Source organism: Sideroxyarcus sp. TK5, from assembly GCF_054601595.1.
In genome coordinates this window covers 221,486-244,963 of record NZ_BAAHSJ010000004.1, presented here as the reverse complement: position 1 = coordinate 244,963, position 23,478 = coordinate 221,486, and the positions used below count along the sequence as shown (strand labels likewise).

Here is a 23,478-nt window from a genome sequence, read left to right as displayed (position 1 = left end):
ATTGGTCTGTTTCGATATATGCGATTGGAACAGACGTAGTTTACCGGAATTTGACGGCGATCCCCGCGTCAGGCTGTGCCCAGCATCGCTTTCAACCTTGCCAGCTTGTCCATACCTTCCGACTTGCTCACCGCAGGCGCGCTGCCGATCTGCGTCACCCCGGCGAACACGATATCGTCCTGCGGCAATTCGGCGATGAAGCGACTGGGATCGCACCCGGCCGTTTCCTTGCCGCGCTTGCGCCGCGTGCAATAGCTGATCTGCAGGGAGCGCTGCGCGCGCGTGATGCCGACATACATCAGACGGCGTTCTTCCTCGATCTGCTCCGGTTCCTCGCTGCGCTCGTGCGGCAGGATGCCTTCTTCCACTCCCACCAGATAGACATGGCCGTATTCCAAGCCCTTGGCGGCATGCAGGGTGGAAAGAGACACCGCGTCCAGTTCCTTGTCCTGCGATTCGAGCAGGTTGAGCAGGGCGATCAACTGCGTCATGGCGATCATGCTCTTGTCATCCGCCTCGGACTTTCGGTTCATCCAGCCCGTGAAATCCTGCACGTTCTTCCATTTGTTCTCGGCCTGCTTAGGCTCAAAGCTGTCGAACAGCCAGGTCTCGTAGTCGATGGCGGCGAGCAGATCGTTCATCACCTCGTTGCATGGTTCCTTTTCGGCACGCGACTGCATGCGGTTGATGAAATTGCAGAAGGTGATCAGATCTTCGTGCTGGCGCGGCGGCAGCAGTTCGGCCATGGCCGGCTCGAACGCCGCCTCGAACAGGCTGATATGGCGCGTACCGGCATACGACGCCAGTTTTTCCAGCGTGCTGTTGCCGATGCCTCGTTTGGGCGTGGTGATGGCACGGATGAAAGCCGGATCGTCGTCCGGATTGGCGATCAGCCGCAGGTAGGCGGTCAGGTCCTTGATCTCGGCATGTTCGAAGAAAGAGGTGCCGCCGCTCACCGTGTAAGGCACCTTGTGCGTGCGCAACTGCTGCTCGAACACGCGCGACAGGTGGTTGCTGCGATACAGGATGGCGTAATCTGCGAAGCGTGTGCGGTGTTCGAATTTGTGAGCCAGCAGGCGCAGCACCACCGATTCCGCCTCGTTCTCCTCGTCCTTGGCCGCGAACACACGCACCTGGTCGCCGGGACCATGTTCGCTCCACAGCTTCTTATCGAACAGCTTGGTGTTGTGCTTGATGAGATGGTTGGCGGCATGCAGGATGCGCTGCGAAGAGCGGTAGTTCTGCTCCAGCTTGATCACCTGCAAGGTTGGGTAGTCTTGCTGCAGGTTGCTCAGGTTGGCCGTGCTCGCGCCACGCCAGGCATAGATGGCCTGGTCGTCGTCGCCCACGGCGGTGAGCGCCGCGCGGTCACCCGCCAGCAGCTTCATCATCTGGTACTGGCAATCGTTGGTGTCCTGATATTCGTCCACCAGCAGATAGCGGAAACGGTGCTGCCAGCGTTCAGCCACCTCGGCATTGCTCTGGAACAGCTCCACCGGCAGGCGGATCAGGTCGTCGAAATCCACCGACTGGTAGGCGCGCAGCGTCTCCTGATACCGCTGGTAGAGCAGGGCGAGGCGCCGCTGCTCCTCATTCTCGGCCAGACTCTGCGCCTGCGCCGGGGTGAGGAAGGCCGCCTTCCAGTTCGACATCACACTCTGCGCGTTGCGGATCTCCTGCTTGTCCGGGCTACCCAGCAGCTCGCTGATGATCTTGCCGGTGTCGGCTGTATCGAAGATGGAGAACTGCTTCTTGTAGCCGATATGCGTCGCTTCCTCGCGCAGGATCTGCATGCCCAGCGCATGGAAGGTGCTGATGGTCAACCCCTTGGTCTCGCGCCCCCCCAGCAGCTTGCCCACCCGCTCCTTCATCTCGTTGGCCGCCTTGTTGGTGAAGGTGATGGCCGCCACGTTGCGCGCCGGATATCCACACTCGTTGATCAGGTAGGCGATCTTGTGCGTGATCACGCCGGTCTTGCCACTGCCCGCACCGGCCAGCACCAGCAAGGGCGAACCCAGATGTTTGACGGCTGCGCGCTGGGTGGGATTGAGTTTGCTTAACATTGAGATGACCGGGGACTGCCTGCCGCGTAAAGTGTCTGCAACAAAGATGCGAAACGATATGGATATTGATTCATAATCGAGCCTGACGACTGCGTCAGATGATCGTGACCGACCCAACGAAGAAGCGGCCCGTATGCTACCAGATGCCAACCCGATCTATGGTGAATCCCCCCGCTGCGACCTTCATGCGGATTTGCATGAGATCGTTGCAAGGCATTGTGGCGAAAAGACTAATCTGCTGCAGCTGCTGATCGAAGTGCAGGCCTGCGCCGGCTACATCCCGGCCGATGCCGCCTCCTATATTGCCGCCACGCTAGCCATCCCGCGCTCCCGCATCGAGAGCGTCGCCTCCTTTTATTCCTTCCTGCACCTGAAGCCCGCAGGCGAATATCGAGTGCTGTTCTCCGACAACATCACCGACCGCATGCTGGGCAACCAGGACCTGATGGAACAGATGTGCCGCCAGCTGTGGGTGCAACCGGGCAAGGTCTCCGAGGACGGCCTGCTCAGCATCAACACCACCTCCTGCACTGGCATGTGCGACCAGGGCCCGGCCATGCTGGTCAACGGGCGCGCCATCACCCGGCTCGGCTCGCAGCGCATCCAGGAGATCGGCCAGTTGATCCGCAACCGCACACCGGTCGCAGAATGGCCGGAAGACTATTTCAAGGTGGAGAACAACATCCGCCGTGGCGGGTTGATCCTGAACAACAAACTCGCCTATGGCCAAGTGCTGCAAGCTACCAAGGCGCTCAAACCAGAAGCCATCATCAGCACGATCAAGGAATCCAATCTGCGCGGTCGCGGCGGGGCGGGTTTCCCCACCGGCATGAAGTGGGAAGCCTGCCGCAACGCCGATGGCGAAGCGCGCTATGTGGTTTGCAACGCCGACGAGGGCGAACCCGGCACCTTCAAGGATCGCGTATTGCTCACCGCCCAGGCCGATCTGGTGTTCGAAGGCATGACCTTGTGTGCACGCGCAGTCGGTGCGAAGAAAGGCTTCCTCTACCTGCGCGGGGAATACCGCTATCTGCTGAATCATCTGCATGCCGTACTGCAACGCCGCCGCGACAGCGAACTGCTGGGCGAGGACATCCTCGGCGAGCGGGGTTTCGATTTCGACATCGAGATCCATCTCGGTGCCGGTGCCTATATCTGCGGTGAGGAATCCGCGCTCATCGAATCGCTGGAAGGCAAACGCGGCGTGCCGCGCAACCGCCCGCCGTTCCCGGTCACCAACGGCTATCTGCAACAACCCACCGCCGTGGACAACGTCGAGACCTTCTGCCAAGCCGTGATGGCGCTGCATATGGGCGCGCCGGCCTATCGCGCCATCGGCACCGAGAAATCCAGCGGCAGCAAACTCATCTCCGTCTCCGGCGACTGCGCCAGCCCCGGCATCTACGAATACCCGTTCGGCGTCAGCGTGCGCCAGATCCTTACTGACTGCGGCGCGGTCAACACACGCGCCGTGCAGATCAGCGGCCCGTCCGGCATGTGCATCGGCGAACACGAGTTCGACCGCAAACTCGGCTTCGAAGACCTGCCCACCGCCGGTGCCTTCATGGTGTTCGACGACAGCCGCGACATGTTCGAGGTGGCGCGCAACTTCGTGCATTTCTTCGCGCACGAAAGCTGCGGCTTCTGTACCCCGTGCCGCGTCGGCACCTCGATGCTGAAACAGACCATGGACAAAGTCGCCGCCGGACACGGCACCCAGCACGACCTGACCGAGATCGAGAATCTGGACCATGTGTTACAGACCACCTCGCACTGCGGCCTCGGCCGCACCGCCTGCAACCCGGTGCTGCATACCCTCAAACACTTCAGGCCCGCCTATGAGACCCGCCTGAAATCGCTGGATTTCGAACCCGCCTTCGACCTCGACGGCGCACTGGCCCGCGCCAGGCAGATGACCGGACGCGACGATGCCGGGGCACACCTGAAGGAAAACGAATGACCGACACCTTCCAGTTAGACGGCGTAGCCGTCCCGTTCGAACCCGGCCAAACCGTGATGCAGGCGGCACTGGCCGCCGACCATTACATCCCGCACCTGTGCTACCACCCGGAATTCAAGCCGCACGGCAGCTGCAAGCTGTGCACAGTCAAGGTCAACGGTCGCACCATGGCGTCCTGTACCATGCCGGCCGAAGCCGGGCTGGAAGTGGAAAGTGAGATCGAAGAACTCAACGCACTGCGCCGCACGCTGGTGCAGATGCTGTTCGCCGAAGGCAACCATTTCTGCCCGTCGTGCGAAAAGAGCGGCAACTGCATGCTGCAGGCGCTGGGCTACGACCTTGAAGTGCACGCCGCCGGTTTCCGCCACCAGTATCCCGACCGGCCGCTGGATGCCTCGCATCCCGACATCCTGCTCGACTTCAACCGCTGCATCCTGTGCGAACTGTGCGTGCGCGCCTCCAGCGAGGTCGATGGCAAGAACGTGTTCGCACTGGCAGGGCGGGGCAACAGCAAACACCTCATCGTGAATGCGGAATCCGGCCAGCTCAGGGACACAGACATCGCGCTCAGCGACAAAGCCATGCAGGTCTGCCCGGTCGGAGTGATCCTGCCCAAACGCGTCGGCTTCAGTCAGCCCATCGGAGCACGCCGCTACGATGCAAGCCCCATCAGTGCGCAGGCACTGGCAGACGCACCGCGTCCGCCGTCGGGAGCGGAACATGACTGACAAGAAGAAACTGCGCATCGCGACCACCTCGCTGGCGGGCTGCTTCGGTTGCCACATGTCCATCCTCGACATCGACGAGCGCCTGTTCCCGCTGCTCGAACTGGTCGAGTTCGACCGCTCACCCATCACCGACATCAAGCACTGCGGCCCGTGCGACATCGGCATCGTCGAAGGCGGCATCTGCAACGCGGAGAACGTGCATGTGCTGCGCGAGTTCCGCAAGAACTGCAAGGTGCTCATCGCCATCGGTGCCTGTGCCATCAACGGCGGATTGCCTGCCCAGCGTAACCACCTCGACCTCAGCGCCTGCCTCACCGAGGTCTACCTCACCGAGCCGGGGCTGGTACACGGTCACATCCCCAACGACCCCGAGCTACCGCTGCCGCTGGACAAGGTGCATCCGCTGCACGAAGTGGTGAAGGTGGATTACTTCATCCCCGGCTGCCCGCCTTCAGGCGATGCCATCTGGAAATTCCTCACCGACCTCATCTCCGGCAAGACGCCTGAGTTGGGTCACGGACTGATCCATTACGATTGATGCAACGGGCGCTGGCGACACAAGATATGGAAAAGGTTCACCCATGACCAAGGCTGGCAGCAACGCGCCCATCCACCGCTTGGCGCTGCGAGTGAAAGACACTGCGCAACTCTTCGACTCCATGGACCCGACGCCGTTCCGCAACAAGGACCTGGACCCCAAAGCCCATGAGTTCATCGAATCCTGGGCTACCACCCATCCGGTGAACAGCCGCTTCCAGCTGATCATCCATCTGGAGCAGTGGCCGGAAAGCGGCGACCCGACCGAGATGATCAGCAAGGCGACGCATAACCACTTCATCTATCAGGCGGAAAGGACGCGGCGCAGACTGCGGCAGGTACTGAAGCAGGGACGCATGAGCCTGTTCATCGGCGTCACCTTCGTCTCGTTCTGCCTGGTCGCGGCGGATTTCATCGGCGGCCTGGGGGAGGGGCCCGGTTACCGCATCGCCCGCGAAAGCCTCACCATCGTCGGCTGGGTCGCCATGTGGCGTCCGATGCAGATATTCCTCTACGATTGGTGGCCCATGCTGCGCAAGATCAGATTGTTCATGCGCCTGAGCAACGCGCATGTGCAGGTGGTGCAGGGCAAGTAAGCAGCAAGGATGATGCTTCGGTAGCGGGCAGACGGAAAATGAAGGAGGGTGCCACCCGGATTCAAGGCATGGGTGTACTGCAGACGCGATCTCGACCGGTCTGTTTCGCTTGGTAGAGTTGCATGTCTGCCTCATGGATCAGTTCTTCCAGCACCATCTCCGCACTGCGCGTCGCAATACCGAAGCTGGCCGTCATCGACAACACACCGTCGCCAGCGGGGATACGCAACTCGCTCACCGCCCGCCGCAGACGCTCGGCATGGTTCACCGCCTGCTGCAAGCCGGTCTCAGGCAACAGCAGCACGAACTCCTCGCCGCCCCAACGCGCCACCACATCGCTGCTGCGCGACATCCGTTTCAGCATGTTGGCCACTGCCACCAGCGCCTCGTCGCCGGTCTTGTGCCCGTAACGGTCGTTGATGGATTTGAAATGGTCGATGTCCATCACCGCAAGGCTCAGCGGCCGGTCATGCCGCGTCGCCGTATCCACCAGCGGCTGCGCCGCCTCCTGGAACGCACGCCGGTTGTTCAGCTGCGTCAGCGCATCCTGCCGCGCCACCTGTTCCGCCAGATAGCGCGCTTCGCGGTGCTGGCGCATCCAGTGCGCGAGGGCCAGCGCCAGCAGGGTCGCCTCAATCAGCAGACCGATCTCGGCCGCATGGAAAGTGAGCATGTTGAGCGGGATCTTGCCCCACACCGACAATGCGGTAAGCCCGACGCCCAGCATGCCGAAGAAGGTGGCGAACAGGAAATAGCGCGCCGACGGCCGCTGCCGCCAGACGCTGACCAGACCCAGCACGAACATGCCAGCAGTGAAAGAGCTCATGCTCACGAAAGCCAGCAGCCCGGCCAGCAACTGGCTGCCCAGCAACAGAGCGAGCAGCATGCCGCCGAGGGAGAGCCCCATGCTCCAGCACACCACGCGCTGGGTGCGGGGCAGATACTGCGCCAGCATCAGGAAACGCGAAGCGAACAACAATCCGAACGCGTTATAGACCACCATGGAGACCAGGATCACATAGCGCTGGAAACCCGTGGACTGCGGCCACAGCCAGCCCGCGCCATGCCCGGTGTAAGCCACATTGCAGAACAGGACGCTCAGCAGCGCCAGCGCATAATAAAGATAGCTGCGCTCACGCGTCCCGGTGTACAGCAACAGGTTGTAGGCTCCCAGCGCGATCATGAAGCCGAAGAAGAATCCGTAGAAATAACCGAACTGCAAGCGATGGGATGCGTAGACCTCCGGCGTCATCAGCTCCAGCGGCAACGCCATCGGATCGACCGACGCCACCCGCAGCAGCACCTCGCTGCGCCCCGGCGGCAACTGCAACGGCAGCACATAACCCATGCCCGGCATCAGCCCCGGCGCATCGGGCAGTTCATCCCCGGTATGCACCGCATGGCGGCTGCCGTCCGCATGCATCACATACACATCCAGCCGGTCCAGCCAGGTCACGCCCGCCTGCAACATGCGCGGCTGCACCTCGCGCGTATCGTTCTCCAGCGACAGATGTAACCACACCGGTCTGGAGCCGATGCCGAAATCGGGCACCGCCATCGTAACCGGCTTGAAGGCACCCGACCGCAACTGCGACAGCGCCTCGTCCAGTTCCAGCGCGACATCCCCCTCGACCAGCTGTACCGCATAGAGGCCGAGCGAACCCGTCGGCACTTCCGACAGGCGAAAAGCGTCCGCCGCCTTCGCCAAGGGCGCTACGCAAAGCAAATAAAGGAGCAGCAGCTTCAAGAAGCTGGCAGTCAAAGTGTTCAACGGAAACCCTATCCAGGATGAAGCCGATGTGACACGTACTGAAAGAACCACTTCAGCGCGCCGCATCTTAGCACCGCAGACACTCCGATGCAGTCGTGACAGCGGCCTATATATTCTGGCCTGCTGAAGAGGAGGGCCTGAGCAGTCAGGCATCGATTCTTTAGGGATGGATGCTCCGACTCTGAAGTCTGGTGCCGGAAAAAAATGCCCCCATCCTTTTCAGGACAGGGGCAAAGGTCTCAACTAAGGGGGAAGTCAAGACCTCACGCTCAGGGAGGAGAAACGTGAAGTAACTCTCGTTACTGTTGCCGTAGATAAGCATTCGCTAATAAAGTTCCGAAGATTTTTTTATTTTCAGAACCCATGGCTCCGTCATTCATGCGAGGGAATTCGCCTTTAAGTATTTTTCCTGAATTGGCATAATCCAGCCCCGCAATAACCCATTAGCCCTCGAAAGAAAGAGGGCTATTTAATCTGCAGGTCAATAAATGCTCCCACCCATCGAACAACGCCTCGCCACCGAAATATCCGCAAAGCCGTCCCAGATCGCCGCCGCCATCGCCCTGCTGGACGAGGGCGCGACCGTCCCTTTTATCGCTCGCTACCGCAAGGAAGCGACGGGGGGCTTGGATGACACGCAACTGCGTATGCTGGAAGAGCGGTTGCGTTATCTGCGCGAGTTGGAAGAGCGCCGCGCGGCGATCATCGCTTCCATCACTGAGCAGGGCAAGATGACGCCGGAGCTGTTGCAGGCGGTGTCGCTGGTCACCGACAAGACGCACCTGGAAGACCTGTATCTGCCCTACAAGCCCAAGCGCCGCACCAAGGCGCAGATCGCTCTGGAGGCGGGGCTAGAGCCATTGGCGAATGCGCTGCTGGCGAATCCGACGCTTAACCCGGAAGAGGAGGCGGCCAAGTATCTGCGCGAACCTTTCACCAGCGCGGCGGGCGATGCCAACCCCGGCGTGGCGGATGCCAAGGCGGCGCTGGATGGCGCGCGACAGATATTGATGGAGCGCTTTGCCGAGGATGCCGTCTTGCTGCAAGCTCTGCGCGAATATGTACAGCAGCACGGGGTGGTGCAATCCAAAGTCATCGAGGGCAAGAACGAGGCGGCGGAGAAATACGCCGACTATTTCGATTACGCCGAATCCATCAACACCATCCCTTCGCATCGCGCGTTGGCGGTGTTCCGCGGTCGCCGCGAGGAGATGCTGAGCGTGGAACTGCGGCTGGATACGGAAAAAGAAAAACCCACCTGGTCTTCACCACACAACCCGTGCGAGGCGCGCATCGCGGCGCGTTTCAACATCAAGGACATGAACCGTCCCGCCGACCGCTGGCTGCTGGACACCGTGCGCTGGACTTGGCGCGTAAAGATGTTCATGCATCTGGAGACCGAGCTGATGGGCGCGCTGCGCAGCAAGGCCGAGACCGAGGCCATCAACGTGTTCGCGCGCAACCTGAAAGATCTGCTGCTGGCCGCACCGGCCGGGCCGCGCGCCACCATGGGGCTGGACCCCGGCCTGCGCACCGGCGTGAAAGTGGCGGTGGTGGACGAGACCGGGAAGGTGGTGGATACCGCCACCATCTACCCGCACCAGCCGCGCAATGACTGGAATGTGTCCATCGCCATCTTGGCACAGATGGCGCAGAAACATAAGGTCTCGCTCATCTCTATCGGCAACGGCACCGCATCGCGCGAGACCGACCGCCTGGCGCGCGACCTCATCAAGCTGCATCCCGAACTCAAGCTCACCAGCATCGTCGTGTCAGAAGCGGGCGCGTCGGTGTATTCCGCATCGGAGTTCGCCTCGCGCGAATTGCCGGAGCTGGATGTGAGCCTGCGCGGTGCGGTGTCCATCGCACGCCGCCTGCAAGACCCGCTGGCCGAGCTGGTAAAGATTGATCCCAAATCCATCGGTGTGGGCCAGTATCAGCACGACGTGAGCCAGGTGCAACTGGCGCGCTCGCTGGATGCGGTGGTGGAAGACTGCGTGAACGCGGTGGGCGTGGATGTGAACACGGCCTCGGCGCCTCTGCTGGCGCGCGTCTCCGGCCTCTCCAGCAGCGTGGCGCAGGCCATCGTCAACCATCGCGACCTCAAGGGTAAGTTCGCCAGCCGCGCCGAACTGCGCGAAGTGCCGCGTCTGGGCGACAAGACCTTCGAGCAGGCGGCGGGCTTCTTGCGCATCATGGGCGGCAATGACCCGCTCGATGCTTCGGCGGTGCACCCCGAGTCGTATCCGCTGGTGCAGCGCATCCTCGAAGACATCAAGCAGGACATCAAGGGCGTGATCGGCAACGGCAAGCTGCTGCATTCGCTCAACCCCTCGAAGTACGCGAACGAGCAGTTCGGTATCCCCACCATCTCCGACATCCTCAAGGAACTGGAGAAGCCGGGCCGCGACCCGCGCCCCGAGTTCACCACCGCCAGCTTCAAGGAAGGCGTGGAAGACCTGAAGGACCTGGAGCCCGGCATGATCCTCGAAGGCGTGGTGACCAACGTCGCCGCGTTCGGCGCGTTCGTGGACATCGGCGTGCATCAGGATGGTCTGGTGCACATCTCCGCGTTGGCCGACAAGTTCGTCAAAGACCCGCACACCGTGGTGAAAGCGGGGCAGGTGGTGAAGGTGAAGGTGCTGGAGGTGGACGTGAAGCGCAAGCGCATCGCGCTCACCATGCGCATGTCCGACACGCCGGGGCAGGGCAGGGCCGAGCCGCAGCATGCGCCGCGCGACCAGCGCCATGCGGGCAAGCCGCACAAGCCTCAGCAACAACGCCAGCCCGAGCCGGCGGGGGCGATGGCGGCGGCGTTCGCGAAGTTGAAGGGATAAAGGCACCTGCGTGAAGCCGGAAGTCCTGCAAGCGCTGGTCACACGCACCATGCCTTACGGTAAGTATCAGGGGCGGTTGATCGCCGACCTGCCGGGCAACTATCTGAACTGGATGGCGCGCACCGGTTTCCCGAAAGGGGAACTGGGGCAGCTGCTGGCGCTGATGCATGAGCTGGATCACAACGGTCTTTCTTCTTTGCTCGATCCGCTACGCAAGCTGGAATGAGCGCACAATGAACCTCGCGTTTGAGCGTTCATTCATTGAGGGAGTATCAATATGCTTGTGACCTTTACTACCGAGGCTTATGCCGATATCACCATGTTCGGGGATGTCGGTCTGGCCATGCTGAAGATGATGGGACACAGCGCTACAGTACCCGGCGCGATCCGCGCCGAAGATGTGCCTGTGGCGCTGGAGCGTTTGACAGCTGCGGTGAGTGCCATGCCCGCCACCGCGCCGACTTCGGCCAAGGATGCGGACGAGCCTAATGTCAGCCTGAGGAACCGTGCACTGCCGCTCATTGAACTGCTGAAAGCCGCTGCCAAGGCGGAAGCGTTTGTAAGCTGGAAGTAGGAGAGCGCAAAGCAATGAAGCCCCGCAGGGCTTTTGTGTGTCGCTCGATCGAAGCGAGGTGCAACTGGATTGGCGTCCCCTACGAGATTCGAACTCGTGTTATCGCCGTGAAAGGGCGGTGTCCTAGGCCTCTAGACGAAGGGGACTTTGCTCTAAAACAAAATAGCCCGGAAGGGCTATTTTTTACTGCCTCTGTGCAAACACTGTGCAACGGTAACTGGCGTCCCCTACGAGATTCGAACTCGTGTTATCGCCGTGAAAGGGCGGTGTCCTAGGCCTCTAGACGAAGGGGACTGCGGTACTGCTTCTTTTCTTGGTGGAGGTAAGCGGGATCGAACCGCTGACCTCTTGCATGCCATGCAAGCGCTCTCCCAGCTGAGCTATACCCCCAGGTGGTCCCTGAAAAGAGCGCGCATTATATTGATGCCCCCTTGCCTTGTAAAGCGCCGGGGCAGTTATTTTGCGAGATTCTTCTCGATGCGCTGCAATACCATCTCGCGCGGGAACAATACAACCAAGGCATCGACGGATGGTGCCTGCGTCTGACCGGTGAGCATCACGCGCAAAGGCATGGCAAGCTTGGGCATCTTCAATCCGTGTTGCGTGATGACTTCCTTGATCAAGGCACTGATGGAAGGCGCATCCCATGTTGCGGTTGCCAGTCTGGCGGCGAAATCGCGCAATGCGGGAATGGCTTCCGCACTGAGTTGCGCCTCCATCAGGGCTGCATCGGGATGCAGGTCGATATAGAACACTTCGGCAGCATCGGCCAACTCGTTCAAAGTGGAGACGCGTTCCTTATATAAGCCGACCACAGAGGCGAGAGCGGGGCTGTTGCCGACTGTGATGTCGCGAGCTTCCAGACGCGGGCGTACCTTGGCAGCCAGCGCCTCGTTGTCCATCTGCTTCATATAGTGGTTGTTCAGCCATTTCAGCTTCTCGGTGTTGAACTGTGCCGCAGACGGCGTGATGTGGTCCAGATCGAACCACTGGCAGAACTGATCTACCGAGAACACTTCATCGTCGCCATGCGACCAGCCGAGGCGAGCGAGGTAGTTGATGACCGCCTCGGGCAGATAGCCGTCTTCATCATATTGCATGACACTGACGGCACCGTGGCGCTTGGAAAGTTTGGTGCCGTCGTCGCCCAGGATCATGGACAAGTGGGCATAACTGGGCACGTTAGCGCCCAAGGCTTTGAGGATATTGATCTGACGCGGCGTGTTGTTGACATGGTCGTCGCCGCGGATGACTTGTGTGATGCCCATATCCCAGTCATCTACCACCACACAGAAGTTATAGGTCGGTGTGCCGTCTGAACGGGCGATGATCAGGTCGTCCAGCTCGGTGTTGCTGAATTCGATGTGGCCCTTGACCATGTCGTCCCAGCCCACGACGCCATCGGTCGGGTTCTTGAATCGGATCACAGGTTTGACGTCAGCCGGGATCGCGGGCAGGGTCTTGCCAGGTTCTGGACGCCAGGTACCGTCGTAGCGCGGCTTTTCACCACGGGCACGCTGTGCTTCACGCATGGCTTCCAACTCGGCCGGTGTGGTGTAGCAATAATAAGCATTACCAGAGGCCAACATCTGCTGGATGACTTCCTTATAGCGCGGCATGCGCTGCATCTGATAGAACGGGCCTTCGTCGTAGTTCAGTCCCAGCCAGTTCATGCCGTCCAGAATGGCTTGTACCGCTTCCGGTGTAGAACGTTCGACGTCGGTATCCTCGATGCGCAGGATAAACGTGCCGCCGTGCTTGCGTGCATAAGCCCAGGAGAACAGCGCGGTGCGCGCGCCACCGATATGCAGATAGCCGGTTGGACTGGGAGCGAAACGGGTACGGACGGTCATCGTTGCTTTCCTGATTCAGACTTTTTATGAAGGCGCGCATTCTACAGCGTTGGATTAGCCTGAGAAACAAATTGACCGGTATGGGCGGCTGTGATTAAATGCGCGCCCTGAATTGGGCGGTTAGCTCAGCGGTAGAGCACTGCCTTCACACGGCAGGGGTCACTGGTTCGAACCCAGTATCGCCCACCAAATTGAAAAGCCAGCAAGTTACCTTGCTGGCTTTTTCTTTGTCCGCTTCCCGCTACTTCTTTGTTTGACATAATATACATTATGCGCAATAAATAGGAATATGGGAAATGGCAGGATGCTCAGATTTGAGGCGTTATCTCAATTTAAACAGTCTGTTGAAGTTGTGGCTGGTAGCCAGCCCAACTTCGTCAACAGAGATATTGCGCAGTCTGGCAATCTCCTCGGCGACATGCTTCACGAAAGCCGGCTGATTGGTTTTGCCCCGATGCGGTGTCGGAGCCAGATATGGCGAATCCGTCTCAATCAAAATCTTGTCGAGCGGGATTTTCTGCGCGACTTCTTTGATGCTGGTCGCATTCTTGAAAGTCAGTATGCCGGAAAACGAAATATAGAAGCCCAGATCGATAGCAGCTTTAGCAACGTCCAGGCTCTCGGTGAAGCAATGCATCACACCTCCGACCTCGCCGGCCTTTTCCTCAGCCATGATGCGCAATGTATCGTCCGCAGCCGACCGGGTGTGGATGATGAGCGGCTTACCGCTTTCGCGCGAAGCGCGAATATGGGTGCGGAACCGCACTCGCTGCCATTCCAGGTCGCCAGTCAGTCGGTAATAGTCCAGACCGGTTTCGCCGATCGCGATGACTTTGGGATGTTGGACCAATGCTACGAGTTGTGCCTGGTCAGGCTCTTCGTCCAGCTCATAGTCGGGATGAACGCCAACGGAGGCATACAGATTGTCATGCGCCTCCGCCAGCGCCAATACAGCGGGGAAACTACTCAACTCGACCGACACGCACAGCGCGTGGCTCACCTGATTGTCCTTCATATTGACCAACAGCTCATCGAGCTGCTCGACCAAACCCGGAAAATTTAAATGACAATGGGAATCTATGAACATGCTCAGGCAGTAAATAGCTGTCGATAGGACATCAAAAGGGACTCAAGGAAGAGTCTGGGATTGAGCGGATGGTAGGCAGCACGGCGCGCCTCCTGCAATTCCTTCTGGAACCTCAATAAGGCTTGCGTGGTGGTAGTTTGCGCCAATTTCTCCAACTCATTCGACCGCTCAGGAAAATAACGAACGGACCCGGCCAGTTTTGCCGAAGTCAAATCATGGCTCCATTGCTGCAGGCAATGGATGATGTGTACCGGGATCCCGCGTTGTAATTTTTCGGCCAGTGCCAATGCGTCCATCCTTGATGGCTGGCGGATCGCCTCCAGCAAGGTAACACGCTCTTCGGCTCCCTCGCCAGACTCTGCCCAATCCAGAGCCTGCAACGGGGCGAAACCGGTTTGCGCCAACGCTTGCGCCGGGTTCTTTACCCCCTGTTGCGACAGCCATGTCGCACCGGCTTCCCTGGTAGGCGTGGCGACAGGGAATGCCAGACAGCGACTGAGGATGGTAGGCAGCAGTTGTTGCGGCTTATGTGTGACCAACAGGAACAGCAACTTGTCAGTCGGCTCCTCCAGCGTCTTGAGCAAGGAGTTGGCTGCGTTATTGTTCATTGCTTCGGCGGGATAGACGACCACGACGCGATAACCGCCGCGGTGGGCAGAAAAATTGGCGAAGCCGGACAAAGCGCGTATCTGGTCGACCGAGATCTCACGCGATGGCTTTTTGCTGCTCGACTTTTCTTCTGCTTCATCGGAATTGGACAAGGCATCCGGTTGCACCAGACGGAAATCCGGGTGGCTTTCCTGCTCGAACCAGCGGCAAGCATCGCAACTTCCGCATGCCATGCCTTGAGCTGTCGGCGCATCACAGAGCAAAGACTGCGAGAAACTCAAAGCCAGATCTAGTTTTCCTATCCCCTGGGCGCCCTTCAGCAGCACGGCATGCGGCAACCTGCCACGCAAGTTGTGCAGCGCTTGCCATGATTCAGATTGCCACGGGTATAGTTGTTTCATATCAGAGTGCTGCAAGCACATCCGAAAGTTGTAGCTGAACTTCTTTCAGCGACTTTTCAGCGCGTATCACAGCGTATCGTTCGGGAGTTTTCGCGACTCGTGCCAGATATGCCTGACGTACCTTGTCGAAGAACTCGCCTTGTTCACGCTCGAATTTATCCAGACTCGCATTATTGGACAAACGTTCTCTGGCCACTTCGATGGGAATATCGAACAACAAGGTAAGGTCTGGCTGCAGGTCGCCGTGCGTCCACTGTTCCAGTTGCTCCAGCTTGGAGACCGACACCCCCCTGCCACCGCCCTGATAGGCAAAGCTGGCATCGCTGAAACGGTCCGAGATAACCCATGTCCCGCGCTGCAGCGCGGGACGGATCACCTGCTCCACGTGCTCGCGGCGCGAGGCGAACATCAACATGGCTTCGGTCTCGGCATGCATCGATTCATGCAGCACCAGCTCACGCAGCTTCTCTCCCAGCGGCGTACCGCCCGGTTCTCGCGTTACAAGCAGGTCGACACCACGTTCGCGCAGGGCATTGGCGAACCATTCCAGCCCGGTGCTCTTCCCTGCCCCGTCTACGCCCTCGAATGTGATGAATCTGGCTTTGTTCATTATCTCTTCAATTGGTATTGTCTGACTGCCTTGTTATGCTCTACCAGACTACGGGAGAAATGCGAACTGCCATCTCCTTTTGCCACGAAGTACAACTCTTTGCCCAGCGGGGCATGCATGGCCGCCTGGATGGACTCCAAGCCCGGCAATGCAATCGGCGTGGGCGGCAAGCCATAGCGAGTATAGGTGTTGTAGGGCGTATCAGTAGTCAGATCACGTCGGCGCAGGTTACCGTCGAAGGTTTCCCCCATGCCGTAGATCACAGTCGGATCGGTCTGCAAACGCATGCGTTTTGCCAAGCGATTCAGGAATACGGTGGCGATCATGGCGCGATCACTGGCTTTGCCTGTTTCTTTCTCAATAATGGAGGCCAGTGTCAGCGCTTCATATGGAGTTTTGAGCGGACTCCCGGGATCCCGTTGCTGCCAAGCAGCCTCTAGATGGCGTTTCATGGTCTGATATGCTTGCCTGTATACGGTCAAGTCACTGGCTCCGGTCGTAAAGAAGTAGGTGTCAGGGAAAAACAGACCTTCGGCGGCAGTTTCACTCACCCCTATGCTTTTCAGCAGCTCGACTTCGTTCATGCCCACACTGTCATGACTTATCTTTGGATGCGCATCAACCAGCTTGCGGAATTCCTTGAACGTGGTGCCCTCGATGATGCGGACCTGTATCTGTCGCCGATCGGTCCTGCCCTCTATGAGCATCTCCAGCAAGCCGAATAACGAGACAGGTTGTTCAAGATAATAATTACCGAACTTAATCCGCTTTGCCTTGCCGGTCACACGAGCCAGCATCAAGAAAGACCCTTCGCTCCGAAGTACACCCGCCTGTTTTAATTTTTCGGCCGTATTCGCCAGAGTCCCTCCCTCCTCGATCTTGAATTCGATCGGCAGATTGTTCAAAGGCAGGTTCGAAAACAGCTGATAGCCAATAAATGCCAAAACCAAAGTCATGGCAAAGAACAGGGAACCGATTACATTCAGTGTGTTAGTTCTGCGCATCATTCAACCACGACTGGATCGCCAGCGAGATCTTCCGCTGACTAAAGACTTTATCTTGCACTCTGGCGACGGGCCACAGGCCGAACACGCTGTTCACCAGAAATATCTCGTCGGCTTGCAGCAGATCGTTCAAATTCAATCGAGCCACAGCGCATGAGACACCATGGTATCCCGCCCAGGCGATCACACGATCCCTTTGTACGCCAGCCACTCCGTTTTCCGACAGATCCGGTGTGGACAATCTTCCGTTGCTCACCGCGAACACATTGGAACGGGTTCCGGATATTACAAAACCCGCTTCGTCCTCCAGCAACCCTTCGGCTGCGCCGGCGGCCTGACACTCGGCTGCTGCAAGGACGTTCTCCAGTCGGTTCAGATGCTTGATGCCCGCCAATCGCGGTTGACGGGAAAGCTTCAGGTCGCACAGATGGGGTTTGATACCGTCTGTATAGAAGGTGGCGTCATACACAGGTGCCGTGTGGAAGCTGACCACGCGCGTGGGACTGGAGCGTAACGGTGGCGCATAGCCGCGCTCCCCTAGCCCACGGGTCACCATGATCTTGGCAACACCGCTTCCCGCCCCGGACAGCTGCGCTATTTCCTGCAGCACGACATCCTCACCGGGGCATGGGATCTGCAAGGCGTGACAATCGTGGCGCAGCTTTCCGAAATGACGCGCCCAGCAAAATGGGCTTCCCTGCTGGACACGGAGTGTTCGAAACACGCCGTCGCCATAGGAAAGCCCTCGATCTGCTACTGAAATGGTATCAGCCGGTTCGCCGTTGACCAGCATCACGGTCCAGGAAGTCAGACCTTACGGAACACCAAGGTGCCGTTAGTCCCGCCAAAACCGAAGTTGTTGTTCATCGCCACATCGATCCTCATGTCGCGCGCCGTATTGGCGCAGTAATCCAGATCGCATTCCGGGTCCTGCTCGAAGATGTTGATGGTCGGTGGCGAGATCTGGTTATGGATCGCCAGCACGGAGAACAGGGATTCGATACCGCCCGCACCACCCAGCAAGTGTCCGGTCATCGACTTGGTGGAGTTCACTACCAGCTTCTTGGCGTGATCGCCGAAGGCCGCCTTGATGGCATCGGATTCGTTCTTGTCGCCGAGCGGAGTAGATGTTCCATGCGCATTGACGTACTGCACGTCGCTTGCACCGACACCCGCATCGCGCATCGCATTCAACATGCTGCGCTTTGGACCATCCATGTTGGGTGCTGTGATGTGATAGGCATCCGCACTCATGCCGTATCCGGCCACCTCGGCATAGATTCTGGCACCACGCGCCTTGGCATGCTCATACTCTTCAAGCACCAGCACTCCCGCGCCTTCGCCCAACACGAAACCGTCGCGATCCTTGTCCCACGGACGGCTGGCTGTAGCCGGATCGTCATTGCGGGTGGATAGCGCGCGCGAAGCAGCAAAACCGCCTACCGCCAAGGGGCAAACGGTCGATTCGGCACCACCGGCCACCATCACGTCAGCATCGCCATACTGGATCATGCGCATCGCTTCACCGATGCTGTGGGTTCCAGTAGTACAAGCAGAGACCACTGCGAAGTTCGGACCACGCAGACCGAACATGATGGAGAGATTGCCGGAGATCATGTTGATGATGGTTCCGGCAATGAAGAATGGGGATATCTTGCGCGGACCGCCGGCAAGATATTCGTTTTGAGTCTCTTCGATGGAAGGAAGACCACCGATACCGGAACTGACGCAAACACCGATACGATCGGCATTTGCTTCCGTCACCTCGATCCCGCTGTCCTTGAAGGCCTCGATCCCGGCCGCCATGCCCAAGTGGATGAATCTATCCATCCGTCGGGCATCTTTCGCCGGGATATATTGCGTCGCATCGAAATCCTTGACTTCGCCAGCGATCTGGCTGGCCAGAGCGGAAGCATCGAATCGTGTGATCCGGGTGATCCCGGACTTGCCTGCCACGATGTTTTGCCATGTTGCGGCGACACCGTTACCTACGGGAGTGACCGCCCCGAGGCCGGTCACTACGACTCTTCGCTTAGTCAAACTGAACTCCGATGATATTTTGGATGATAGGGATTACTTGGAATGCGCGTTGACGTAGTCCAGCGCTTGCTGAACGGTAGTGATCTTTTCTGCGTCTTCGTCAGGGATCTCAACGCCGAATTCCTCTTCCAGCGCCATCACCAGTTCAACCGTGTCCAAAGAGTCTGCGCCCAGATCGTTCACAAAGGACGATTCGTTCTTGATCTCAGACTCGTTCACGCCCAATTGTTCTGCGACGATTTTTCTAACGCGTTGTTCGTTGTTGGACATTGTCATACTCCCATTTAGTTAATGTATAAAAAACGCGGGCATTCTACCAAACTCGCGCCGAATTCCAAACTACCGCTTACTCCATGTACATGCCGCCATTGACATGCACTGTTGTTCCCGTGATATAGGCAGCGCCCGGCCCCGCCAGGAATGCCACTGCCGCTGCGATATCTTCTGGTGTCCCCAGCCGTTTCAACGGCACATGCTCGACCAGCTTGGCGCGCTGCTCGTCGCCGAGCGCCTGCGTCATGTCAGTGTCGATGAACCCCGGTGCCACGCAGTTCACGGTGATGTTGCGGCTGCCAATCTCCTGCGCCAGTGATTTGCTGAAGCCGACCATGCCAGCCTTGGAAGCTGAATAGTTGGTCTGGCCGGGATTGCCGCTGCTGCCCACCACCGATGAGATGTTGATGATGCGGCCCGCACGTGCCTTCATCATCGCGCGCAGCACTGCGCGGGACAGGCGAAACACGGATTTAAGGTTGGTGGCCAAGACTTCATCCCACTCCTCTTCGCTCATGCGCGCCAGCAGGTTGTCCTTGGTGATGCCTGCATTGTTGACCAGGATGGTGACTTCGCCGAATTGCTTGCGCAGGGTGTCCAGCACCAGATCGATCTGTGCAGCGTCGTTCACATTCAGCGCCATACCAGCACCAGACACACCCGCCACGGCAAGATATTCGCTGATTGTCTGAGCTCCTTTGTCGCTGGTGGCCGTACCGATCACGGTCGCTCCCTGCTTACCCAGCTCCAGAGCGATAGCTTGTCCGATGCCGCGCGATGCGCCGGTAACCAGGGCGATCTGTCCTTGCAATGTCATAACTCCCTCCTTTATGCGAGTGCGGCCAGAGCTGCCTTCAGCGCTTCGCCGTCATTGATGGCCATGGCCTGCTGATTGGTGTCGATGCGTTTGTTCAAGCCGGCCAATACCTTGCCCGGCGCACATTCCACGTTATGCGTGATGCCTTGCTGGCCGAACGCCTGCACCGTTTCGACCCAGCGCACCGGTGAGTACAACTGGCGTACCAGCGCATCCTTGATCCTCGCAGCATCGTTATAGGCGGCGACATCGGCATTATGCAGGACCGGGACGGCAGGTGTTGTGACCGTCACCCCCGCCAGATAGGAACTCAACTTCCGGGCTGCTCCCTGCAACAGACTGCAATGCGACGGCACGCTCATCGGCAGCATCAAGGCACGCTTGGCACCCTTGGCCTTGGCCAGCTCCATGCCGCGCTCGACTGCCGAGCGGTTGCCCGCGATCACCACCTGCCCCGGAGAGTTGTAGTTCACGGCTTCCAGCACTTCACCCTGCGCACCTTCGGCACAGACTGCGCGCACAGCCTCATCCTCCAATCCGAGGATGGCGGCGATACCGCCCACGCCTTCCGGCACGGCTTCCTGCATGCACTGCGCGCGGTAGCGCACCAAAGGCAAGGCATCAGCAAAAGTCAAAGCGCCCGCAGCGACCAGCGCTGTATATTCGCCCAGACTGTGACCGGCCATCATGACCGGCTGGGTGCCGAGCTGCGATTCCCACGCACGATAGACCGCCACACCGGCGGTCAGCATGATGGGTTGCGTGTTGACCGTGGCATTCAGTTCTGCGTCTTCACCTTCAGCGACCAGCTGCCACAGATCCTGCTTGAGCACATCCGAAGCTTCTGCGAAGGTATCGCGCACGGCTGTGAAGTCCGCATAACCATTCATCATGCCGCGCGACTGGGAACCCTGACCGGGGAATACGAAAGCGAAACGAGCCATTTATATAAGTCCTACCACTTGATGAGTACCGCGCCCCAGGTGAACCCGCCACCAACGGCTTCAATGAGAATGTTCTGGCCAGACTTGATGCTTCCGGCGCGCACTGCGACATCCAGTGCCAACGGGATGGATGCGGCCGAGGTGTTGCCATGCAAACCGACAGTCTGCACGACCTTATCCATGGACAACCCCAGCTTCTTGGCCGTCGCTTCGATGATGCGGATGTTGGCTTGGTGCGGCACTAACCAGTCGATATCGGTACCGGCAAGCCCCTGCTCTTCCAGCAGCTCCTCAACAACATCACTTAATACCTTGACTGCAAACTTGAATACAGACTGCCCGTCCATGGAAATCTTGGGGTCTGCCTTGAGCATCTCACGATGACGACCATCTGCATGCAACTTGGCACCGACGATGCCAGGCTCCTCGGAAGCACGCAAAACAACAGCCCCTGCCCCATCCCCGAACAGCACACAGGTCGTGCGATCATTCCAGTCCAGCATGCGCGACAACACTTCGGCCCCGACGACCAGAACGGTTTTTGCCTGGCCACCACGGATATACAGGTCGGCCGTATTCAATGCGTACACGAATCCGCCACAGACTGCCTGCACATCGAAGGCCGGGGAGCCGTTTCGAATACCCAGCTTGTCTTGCAGGATACACGCCGTACTCGGGAAGGGCATGTCCGGCGACGTCGTTGCGACGATGACGAGGTCTATCTCGTCAGCCAGAATACCTGCCGCTTCGATCGCTTTGAGACTGGCCTGACAGGCCAGATCGCTGGACAACTCCCCGTCTGCCGCCACATGGCGCTCGGAGATACCGCTACGGGAGAATATCCAGTCATGCGATGTATCGACCATCTTCTCGAGATCGAAGTTGGTCACCGTCCTGGCAGGCAGGTAACTCCCCGTGCCGATGATTCTGGAATAAGTCTTCAAACAGCCTCCCCTCCGTTGGCCTGGCGCGCGATATGCCATTTTTCTATGTGTTCGCTGATATGTTCCAGCATACCACCCCGCGCCTCTTCTGCTGCACGCTCGATCGCACATTCGAAGGCAAAGGCATCTGCCGAGCCGTGGCTCTTGACCACGATCCCCTTCAGACCCAAGAAACTTGCACCGTTATAACGACGGTGATCGAGACGATGCTTGAAAGCCTTCAATACCGGCAATGAGACCAACGCTGCGATCTTGGTCAGTGCGTTGCGGCCGAACCCTTCTTTAAGGAACCCGCCCATCATCTTGGCCACGCCTTCTGCGGTCTTCAACGCGACATTACCGACAAATCCGTCACAAACAACCACGTCCGTGACACCCTTGAAGATATCGTCGCCCTCGACATTGCCATAGAAGTTTAAATCGCTTGCTTGCAGCAACTCCCCTGCCTTTTTGACAGTCTCGTTGCCCTTGATGTCTTCACTGCCGATATTCAGCAGGCCGACGGTAGGGTTCGCCTTGTGTTCCAGCGCGGTGACCAGCGTGCTCCCCATCAACGCGAACTGCAGCAGATGTTCCGCAGTGCAGTCGACATTGGCTCCCAGATCGAGCATGCACACTTGACCGGAGTGGGTGGGCAGATAGGAAGCGATGGCCGGCCGATCGATGCCGGGCAGCGTCTTCAGGACATATCGCGCGGTTGCCATCAGCGCTCCGGTGTTACCGGCACTGACACAGGCGGAGGCCTCGCTGCTCTTCACCAGATTGATGGCGACACGCATGGAGGAATCCTTCTTGCCGCGCAGAGCGGACTGAGGCTGCTCATCCATACCGACCACTTCCGTACTGTGATGGATGCGCAGATTCTGACGGTCATGAGGAACACCCAGTACATCCAGCTCGGATCGAATCGCATCAGCCACACCGACCAATACGATGACATCTTCCGCATGCTTGTCGAGGTAGGACATCGCTGCCGGCACCGTTACGGATACCCCATGGTCGCCGCCCATGGCATCAATAGCGATCGTGACACCCATCAATCTTCCTCAATTACGAAAAAAAGCCGAACGCAAGCCATCCCAGTATCTTCGGGATGGCTTGGAAGCATATACGAAGTGCTTATTCTGATTTGGTGTTGACGACCTTCTTGCCACGATAATAGCCGCTCGGGCTGATATGGTGGCGCAGATGCGGCTCGCCGGTGGATGGCTCGATAGCCAGCGCCGGGGCTGTCAGGAAATCATGTGAACGATGCATCCCGCGCTTGGACGGGGTCTTTTTGTTTTGTTGAACAGCCATGCTAACTACTCCTCGAAAAAACCTACTTAAAATTTAGTCTTCAACTGGGCCAATATTCCGAATCGGTCATCAGCCCTTCCCGAACCTTTGCTTGCCAGCTCGCAGACACCTTCTTCATGCATTGGCGCAAAAGGGAATGAGAGAAGAAGCTCGTCTTCAACCAGCCCCACAACATCCAGCTCCTTGCTGGCCTCTATCCCGTCGACTTCATCCGATGCATCATCCTGCATCAGTTCAGCCCCCTCCAGCAATTCCAGCCGGGAGGCGATGTCTACCGGATGCAGCAGATCTTCCAGGCAACGCTGGCAACGCAAATGGCAGATCCCGCTCACATGCAACAGCAGGAACGACTTGCCGTCCTCCTGCATCCCGCGCACGGTATACCGAATGGAACCCTCGGTGCTGGCCACAGAATCCGCCAGTCTCGACAGGCCAGCAACCGCGATTTCCCCGTTCAAAGTCCTGCCGTTACGGGCAAAATCAATACTATCGATCAAAGGCCGTGCAAACATGAGGCGCGCATGATATATA

23 protein-coding genes and 4 tRNA genes are annotated in these 23,478 nt (G+C 58.7%); 8 read left to right on the top strand and 19 right to left on the bottom strand.

Features of this window, described 5'->3' with window-relative positions; genetic code table 11:
- Positions 1 to 68 precede the first annotated feature (68 nt).
- Positions 69 to 2,063 (bottom strand): UvrD-helicase domain-containing protein, encoded by a 1,995-nt coding sequence (locus ACYPYQ_RS09195; RefSeq protein WP_459723295.1) that lies wholly within the window; start codon positions 2,061 to 2,063, stop codon positions 69 to 71.
- A 133-nt stretch (positions 2,064 to 2,196) separates the two neighbouring features.
- Here ACYPYQ_RS09195 and ACYPYQ_RS09190 point away from each other — a divergent pair, with 133 nt between their 5' ends.
- From ACYPYQ_RS09190 to ACYPYQ_RS09175, 4 genes are read left to right on the top strand one after another with little or no spacing between them, the layout of a single operon-like run.
- Complete coding sequence (locus tag ACYPYQ_RS09190) at positions 2,197 to 4,023, top strand: NAD(P)H-dependent oxidoreductase subunit E (protein ID WP_459723292.1); 1,827 nt, start codon at positions 2,197 to 2,199, stop codon at positions 4,021 to 4,023.
- Positions 4,020 to 4,751: a 2Fe-2S iron-sulfur cluster-binding protein gene (locus ACYPYQ_RS09185; RefSeq protein WP_459723289.1), complete on the top strand. Its 732-nt coding sequence runs from the start codon at positions 4,020 to 4,022 to the stop codon at positions 4,749 to 4,751. The genes ACYPYQ_RS09190 and ACYPYQ_RS09185 overlap by 4 nt, the downstream gene beginning before the upstream one ends.
- Positions 4,744 to 5,289, top strand: coding sequence for an NADH-quinone oxidoreductase subunit B family protein (locus ACYPYQ_RS09180; RefSeq protein ID WP_459723287.1), 546 nt, complete (start codon positions 4,744 to 4,746; stop codon positions 5,287 to 5,289). Before ACYPYQ_RS09185 ends, ACYPYQ_RS09180 begins: the two co-directional genes overlap by 8 nt.
- A gap of 43 nt (positions 5,290 to 5,332) precedes the next feature.
- A complete protein-coding gene (locus ACYPYQ_RS09175) occupies positions 5,333 to 5,884 on the top strand; it encodes a hypothetical protein (RefSeq protein WP_459723284.1) in 552 nt (183 codons plus the stop codon).
- Positions 5,885 to 5,945: 61 nt separating this feature from the next.
- Here the strand turns inward: ACYPYQ_RS09175 and ACYPYQ_RS09170 are convergent, their stop codons facing one another.
- Positions 5,946 to 7,592 (bottom strand): diguanylate cyclase, encoded by a 1,647-nt coding sequence (locus ACYPYQ_RS09170; RefSeq protein WP_459723281.1) that lies wholly within the window; start codon positions 7,590 to 7,592, stop codon positions 5,946 to 5,948.
- A gap of 551 nt (positions 7,593 to 8,143) precedes the next feature.
- On the opposite strand from ACYPYQ_RS09170, the gene ACYPYQ_RS09165 reads away from it, so the two are divergent.
- The 3 genes from ACYPYQ_RS09165 to ACYPYQ_RS09155 are packed head-to-tail and all read left to right on the top strand — an operon-like array spanning position 8,144 to position 11,066.
- On the top strand, positions 8,144 to 10,492 hold the full coding sequence (locus ACYPYQ_RS09165; protein WP_459723279.1) for a Tex family protein: 2,349 nt from the start codon (positions 8,144 to 8,146) through the stop codon (positions 10,490 to 10,492).
- A 10-nt stretch (positions 10,493 to 10,502) separates the two neighbouring features.
- On the top strand, positions 10,503 to 10,718 hold the full coding sequence (locus tag ACYPYQ_RS09160; RefSeq protein ID WP_459723277.1) for a DUF3820 family protein: 216 nt from the start codon (positions 10,503 to 10,505) through the stop codon (positions 10,716 to 10,718).
- A gap of 51 nt (positions 10,719 to 10,769) precedes the next feature.
- A complete protein-coding gene (locus ACYPYQ_RS09155) occupies positions 10,770 to 11,066 on the top strand; it encodes a DUF1840 domain-containing protein (protein ID WP_459723275.1) in 297 nt (98 codons plus the stop codon).
- 70 nt (positions 11,067 to 11,136) lie between these two features.
- Here the strand turns inward: ACYPYQ_RS09155 and ACYPYQ_RS09150 are convergent.
- The 4 genes from ACYPYQ_RS09150 to gltX all read right to left on the bottom strand — a co-directional run bounded on the left by ACYPYQ_RS09150 (position 11,137) and on the right by gltX (position 12,919).
- Positions 11,137 to 11,212 (bottom strand) — tRNA-Glu (locus ACYPYQ_RS09150).
- Positions 11,213 to 11,284: 72 nt separating this feature from the next.
- A tRNA-Glu gene (locus ACYPYQ_RS09145) sits at positions 11,285 to 11,360 on the bottom strand.
- Positions 11,361 to 11,380: 20 nt separating this feature from the next.
- A tRNA-Ala gene (locus ACYPYQ_RS09140) sits at positions 11,381 to 11,456 on the bottom strand.
- Between the two features lie 65 nt (positions 11,457 to 11,521).
- Positions 11,522 to 12,919, bottom strand: coding sequence for a glutamate--tRNA ligase (gene gltX, locus ACYPYQ_RS09135; protein ID WP_459723273.1), 1,398 nt, complete (start codon positions 12,917 to 12,919; stop codon positions 11,522 to 11,524).
- A 114-nt stretch (positions 12,920 to 13,033) separates the two neighbouring features.
- On the opposite strand from gltX, the gene ACYPYQ_RS09130 reads away from it, so the two are divergent.
- A tRNA-Val gene (locus ACYPYQ_RS09130) sits at positions 13,034 to 13,108 on the top strand.
- A gap of 133 nt (positions 13,109 to 13,241) precedes the next feature.
- Here the strand turns inward: ACYPYQ_RS09130 and ACYPYQ_RS09125 are convergent.
- The 13 genes from ACYPYQ_RS09125 to ACYPYQ_RS09065 all read right to left on the bottom strand — a co-directional run bounded on the left by ACYPYQ_RS09125 (position 13,242) and on the right by ACYPYQ_RS09065 (position 23,459).
- Entirely contained in the window at positions 13,242 to 14,006 is a 765-nt protein-coding gene (locus ACYPYQ_RS09125) for a TatD family hydrolase (protein WP_459723271.1), read from the bottom strand.
- Between the two features lie 2 nt (positions 14,007 to 14,008).
- Positions 14,009 to 15,016: a DNA polymerase III subunit delta' gene (gene holB / locus ACYPYQ_RS09120; RefSeq protein ID WP_459723269.1), complete on the bottom strand. Its 1,008-nt coding sequence runs from the start codon at positions 15,014 to 15,016 to the stop codon at positions 14,009 to 14,011.
- Position 15,017: 1 nt separating this feature from the next.
- Entirely contained in the window at positions 15,018 to 15,626 is a 609-nt protein-coding gene (gene tmk / locus ACYPYQ_RS09115; RefSeq protein ID WP_459723267.1) for a dTMP kinase, read from the bottom strand.
- Complete coding sequence (gene mltG, locus ACYPYQ_RS09110; RefSeq protein ID WP_459723264.1) at positions 15,626 to 16,633, bottom strand: endolytic transglycosylase MltG; 1,008 nt, start codon at positions 16,631 to 16,633, stop codon at positions 15,626 to 15,628. The genes tmk and mltG overlap by 1 nt, the downstream gene beginning before the upstream one ends.
- On the bottom strand, positions 16,617 to 17,423 hold the full coding sequence (gene pabC, locus ACYPYQ_RS09105) for an aminodeoxychorismate lyase (protein ID WP_459723262.1): 807 nt from the start codon (positions 17,421 to 17,423) through the stop codon (positions 16,617 to 16,619). The genes mltG and pabC overlap by 17 nt, the downstream gene beginning before the upstream one ends.
- 14 nt (positions 17,424 to 17,437) lie before the next feature.
- Complete coding sequence (gene fabF, locus ACYPYQ_RS09100; protein WP_459723259.1) at positions 17,438 to 18,670, bottom strand: beta-ketoacyl-ACP synthase II; 1,233 nt, start codon at positions 18,668 to 18,670, stop codon at positions 17,438 to 17,440.
- Between the two features lie 33 nt (positions 18,671 to 18,703).
- On the bottom strand, positions 18,704 to 18,940 hold the full coding sequence (gene acpP / locus ACYPYQ_RS09095; RefSeq protein WP_459723256.1) for an acyl carrier protein: 237 nt from the start codon (positions 18,938 to 18,940) through the stop codon (positions 18,704 to 18,706).
- A 76-nt stretch (positions 18,941 to 19,016) separates the two neighbouring features.
- Entirely contained in the window at positions 19,017 to 19,760 is a 744-nt protein-coding gene (gene fabG, locus ACYPYQ_RS09090; protein ID WP_459723251.1) for a 3-oxoacyl-ACP reductase FabG, read from the bottom strand.
- A gap of 11 nt (positions 19,761 to 19,771) precedes the next feature.
- Positions 19,772 to 20,704, bottom strand: coding sequence for an ACP S-malonyltransferase (gene fabD, locus ACYPYQ_RS09085; RefSeq protein ID WP_459723249.1), 933 nt, complete (start codon positions 20,702 to 20,704; stop codon positions 19,772 to 19,774).
- Between the two features lie 11 nt (positions 20,705 to 20,715).
- The gene (locus ACYPYQ_RS09080; RefSeq protein WP_459723247.1) at positions 20,716 to 21,687 is read right to left on the bottom strand and encodes a beta-ketoacyl-ACP synthase III; all 972 of its coding nucleotides are present in this window, start codon (positions 21,685 to 21,687) and stop codon (positions 20,716 to 20,718) included.
- On the bottom strand, positions 21,645 to 22,685 hold the full coding sequence (gene plsX / locus ACYPYQ_RS09075; RefSeq protein ID WP_459723245.1) for a phosphate acyltransferase PlsX: 1,041 nt from the start codon (positions 22,683 to 22,685) through the stop codon (positions 21,645 to 21,647). The genes ACYPYQ_RS09080 and plsX overlap by 43 nt, the downstream gene beginning before the upstream one ends.
- Before the next feature lie 82 nt (positions 22,686 to 22,767).
- A complete protein-coding gene (gene rpmF / locus ACYPYQ_RS09070) occupies positions 22,768 to 22,947 on the bottom strand; it encodes a 50S ribosomal protein L32 (RefSeq protein ID WP_459723243.1) in 180 nt (59 codons plus the stop codon).
- Between the two features lie 26 nt (positions 22,948 to 22,973).
- Positions 22,974 to 23,459, bottom strand: a complete 486-nt coding sequence (locus tag ACYPYQ_RS09065; protein ID WP_459723240.1) for a YceD family protein — start codon at positions 23,457 to 23,459, stop codon at positions 22,974 to 22,976.
- Positions 23,460 to 23,478 lie beyond the last annotated feature (19 nt).

Coding starts and splice junctions, on each gene's coding strand:
- ACYPYQ_RS09190 (WP_459723292.1), top strand. CDS start 2,197: ATGCTACCAGATGCCAACCCGATCTATGGTGAATCCCCCCGCTGCGAC.
- ACYPYQ_RS09195 (WP_459723295.1), bottom strand. CDS start 2,063: ATGTTAAGCAAACTCAATCCCACCCAGCGCGCAGCCGTCAAACATCTG.
- pabC (WP_459723262.1), bottom strand. CDS start 17,423: ATGCTGGTCAACGGCGAACCGGCTGATACCATTTCAGTAGCAGATCGA.
- plsX (WP_459723245.1), bottom strand. CDS start 22,685: ATGGGTGTCACGATCGCTATTGATGCCATGGGCGGCGACCATGGGGTA.
- acpP (WP_459723256.1), bottom strand. CDS start 18,940: ATGTCCAACAACGAACAACGCGTTAGAAAAATCGTCGCAGAACAATTG.
- tmk (WP_459723267.1), bottom strand. CDS start 15,626: ATGAACAAAGCCAGATTCATCACATTCGAGGGCGTAGACGGGGCAGGG.
- ACYPYQ_RS09155 (WP_459723275.1), top strand. CDS start 10,770: ATGCTTGTGACCTTTACTACCGAGGCTTATGCCGATATCACCATGTTC.
- ACYPYQ_RS09125 (WP_459723271.1), bottom strand. CDS start 14,006: ATGTTCATAGATTCCCATTGTCATTTAAATTTTCCGGGTTTGGTCGAG.
- ACYPYQ_RS09185 (WP_459723289.1), top strand. CDS start 4,020: ATGACCGACACCTTCCAGTTAGACGGCGTAGCCGTCCCGTTCGAACCC.
- mltG (WP_459723264.1), bottom strand. CDS start 16,633: ATGATGCGCAGAACTAACACACTGAATGTAATCGGTTCCCTGTTCTTT.
- ACYPYQ_RS09180 (WP_459723287.1), top strand. CDS start 4,744: ATGACTGACAAGAAGAAACTGCGCATCGCGACCACCTCGCTGGCGGGC.
- fabG (WP_459723251.1), bottom strand. CDS start 19,760: ATGACATTGCAAGGACAGATCGCCCTGGTTACCGGCGCATCGCGCGGC.
- holB (WP_459723269.1), bottom strand. CDS start 15,016: ATGAAACAACTATACCCGTGGCAATCTGAATCATGGCAAGCGCTGCAC.
- ACYPYQ_RS09080 (WP_459723247.1), bottom strand. CDS start 21,687: ATGGCATATCGCGCGCCAGGCCAACGGAGGGGAGGCTGTTTGAAGACT.
- ACYPYQ_RS09165 (WP_459723279.1), top strand. CDS start 8,144: ATGCTCCCACCCATCGAACAACGCCTCGCCACCGAAATATCCGCAAAG.
- gltX (WP_459723273.1), bottom strand. CDS start 12,919: ATGACCGTCCGTACCCGTTTCGCTCCCAGTCCAACCGGCTATCTGCAT.
- rpmF (WP_459723243.1), bottom strand. CDS start 22,947: ATGGCTGTTCAACAAAACAAAAAGACCCCGTCCAAGCGCGGGATGCAT.
- ACYPYQ_RS09065 (WP_459723240.1), bottom strand. CDS start 23,459: ATGTTTGCACGGCCTTTGATCGATAGTATTGATTTTGCCCGTAACGGC.
- fabD (WP_459723249.1), bottom strand. CDS start 20,704: ATGGCTCGTTTCGCTTTCGTATTCCCCGGTCAGGGTTCCCAGTCGCGC.
- ACYPYQ_RS09175 (WP_459723284.1), top strand. CDS start 5,333: ATGACCAAGGCTGGCAGCAACGCGCCCATCCACCGCTTGGCGCTGCGA.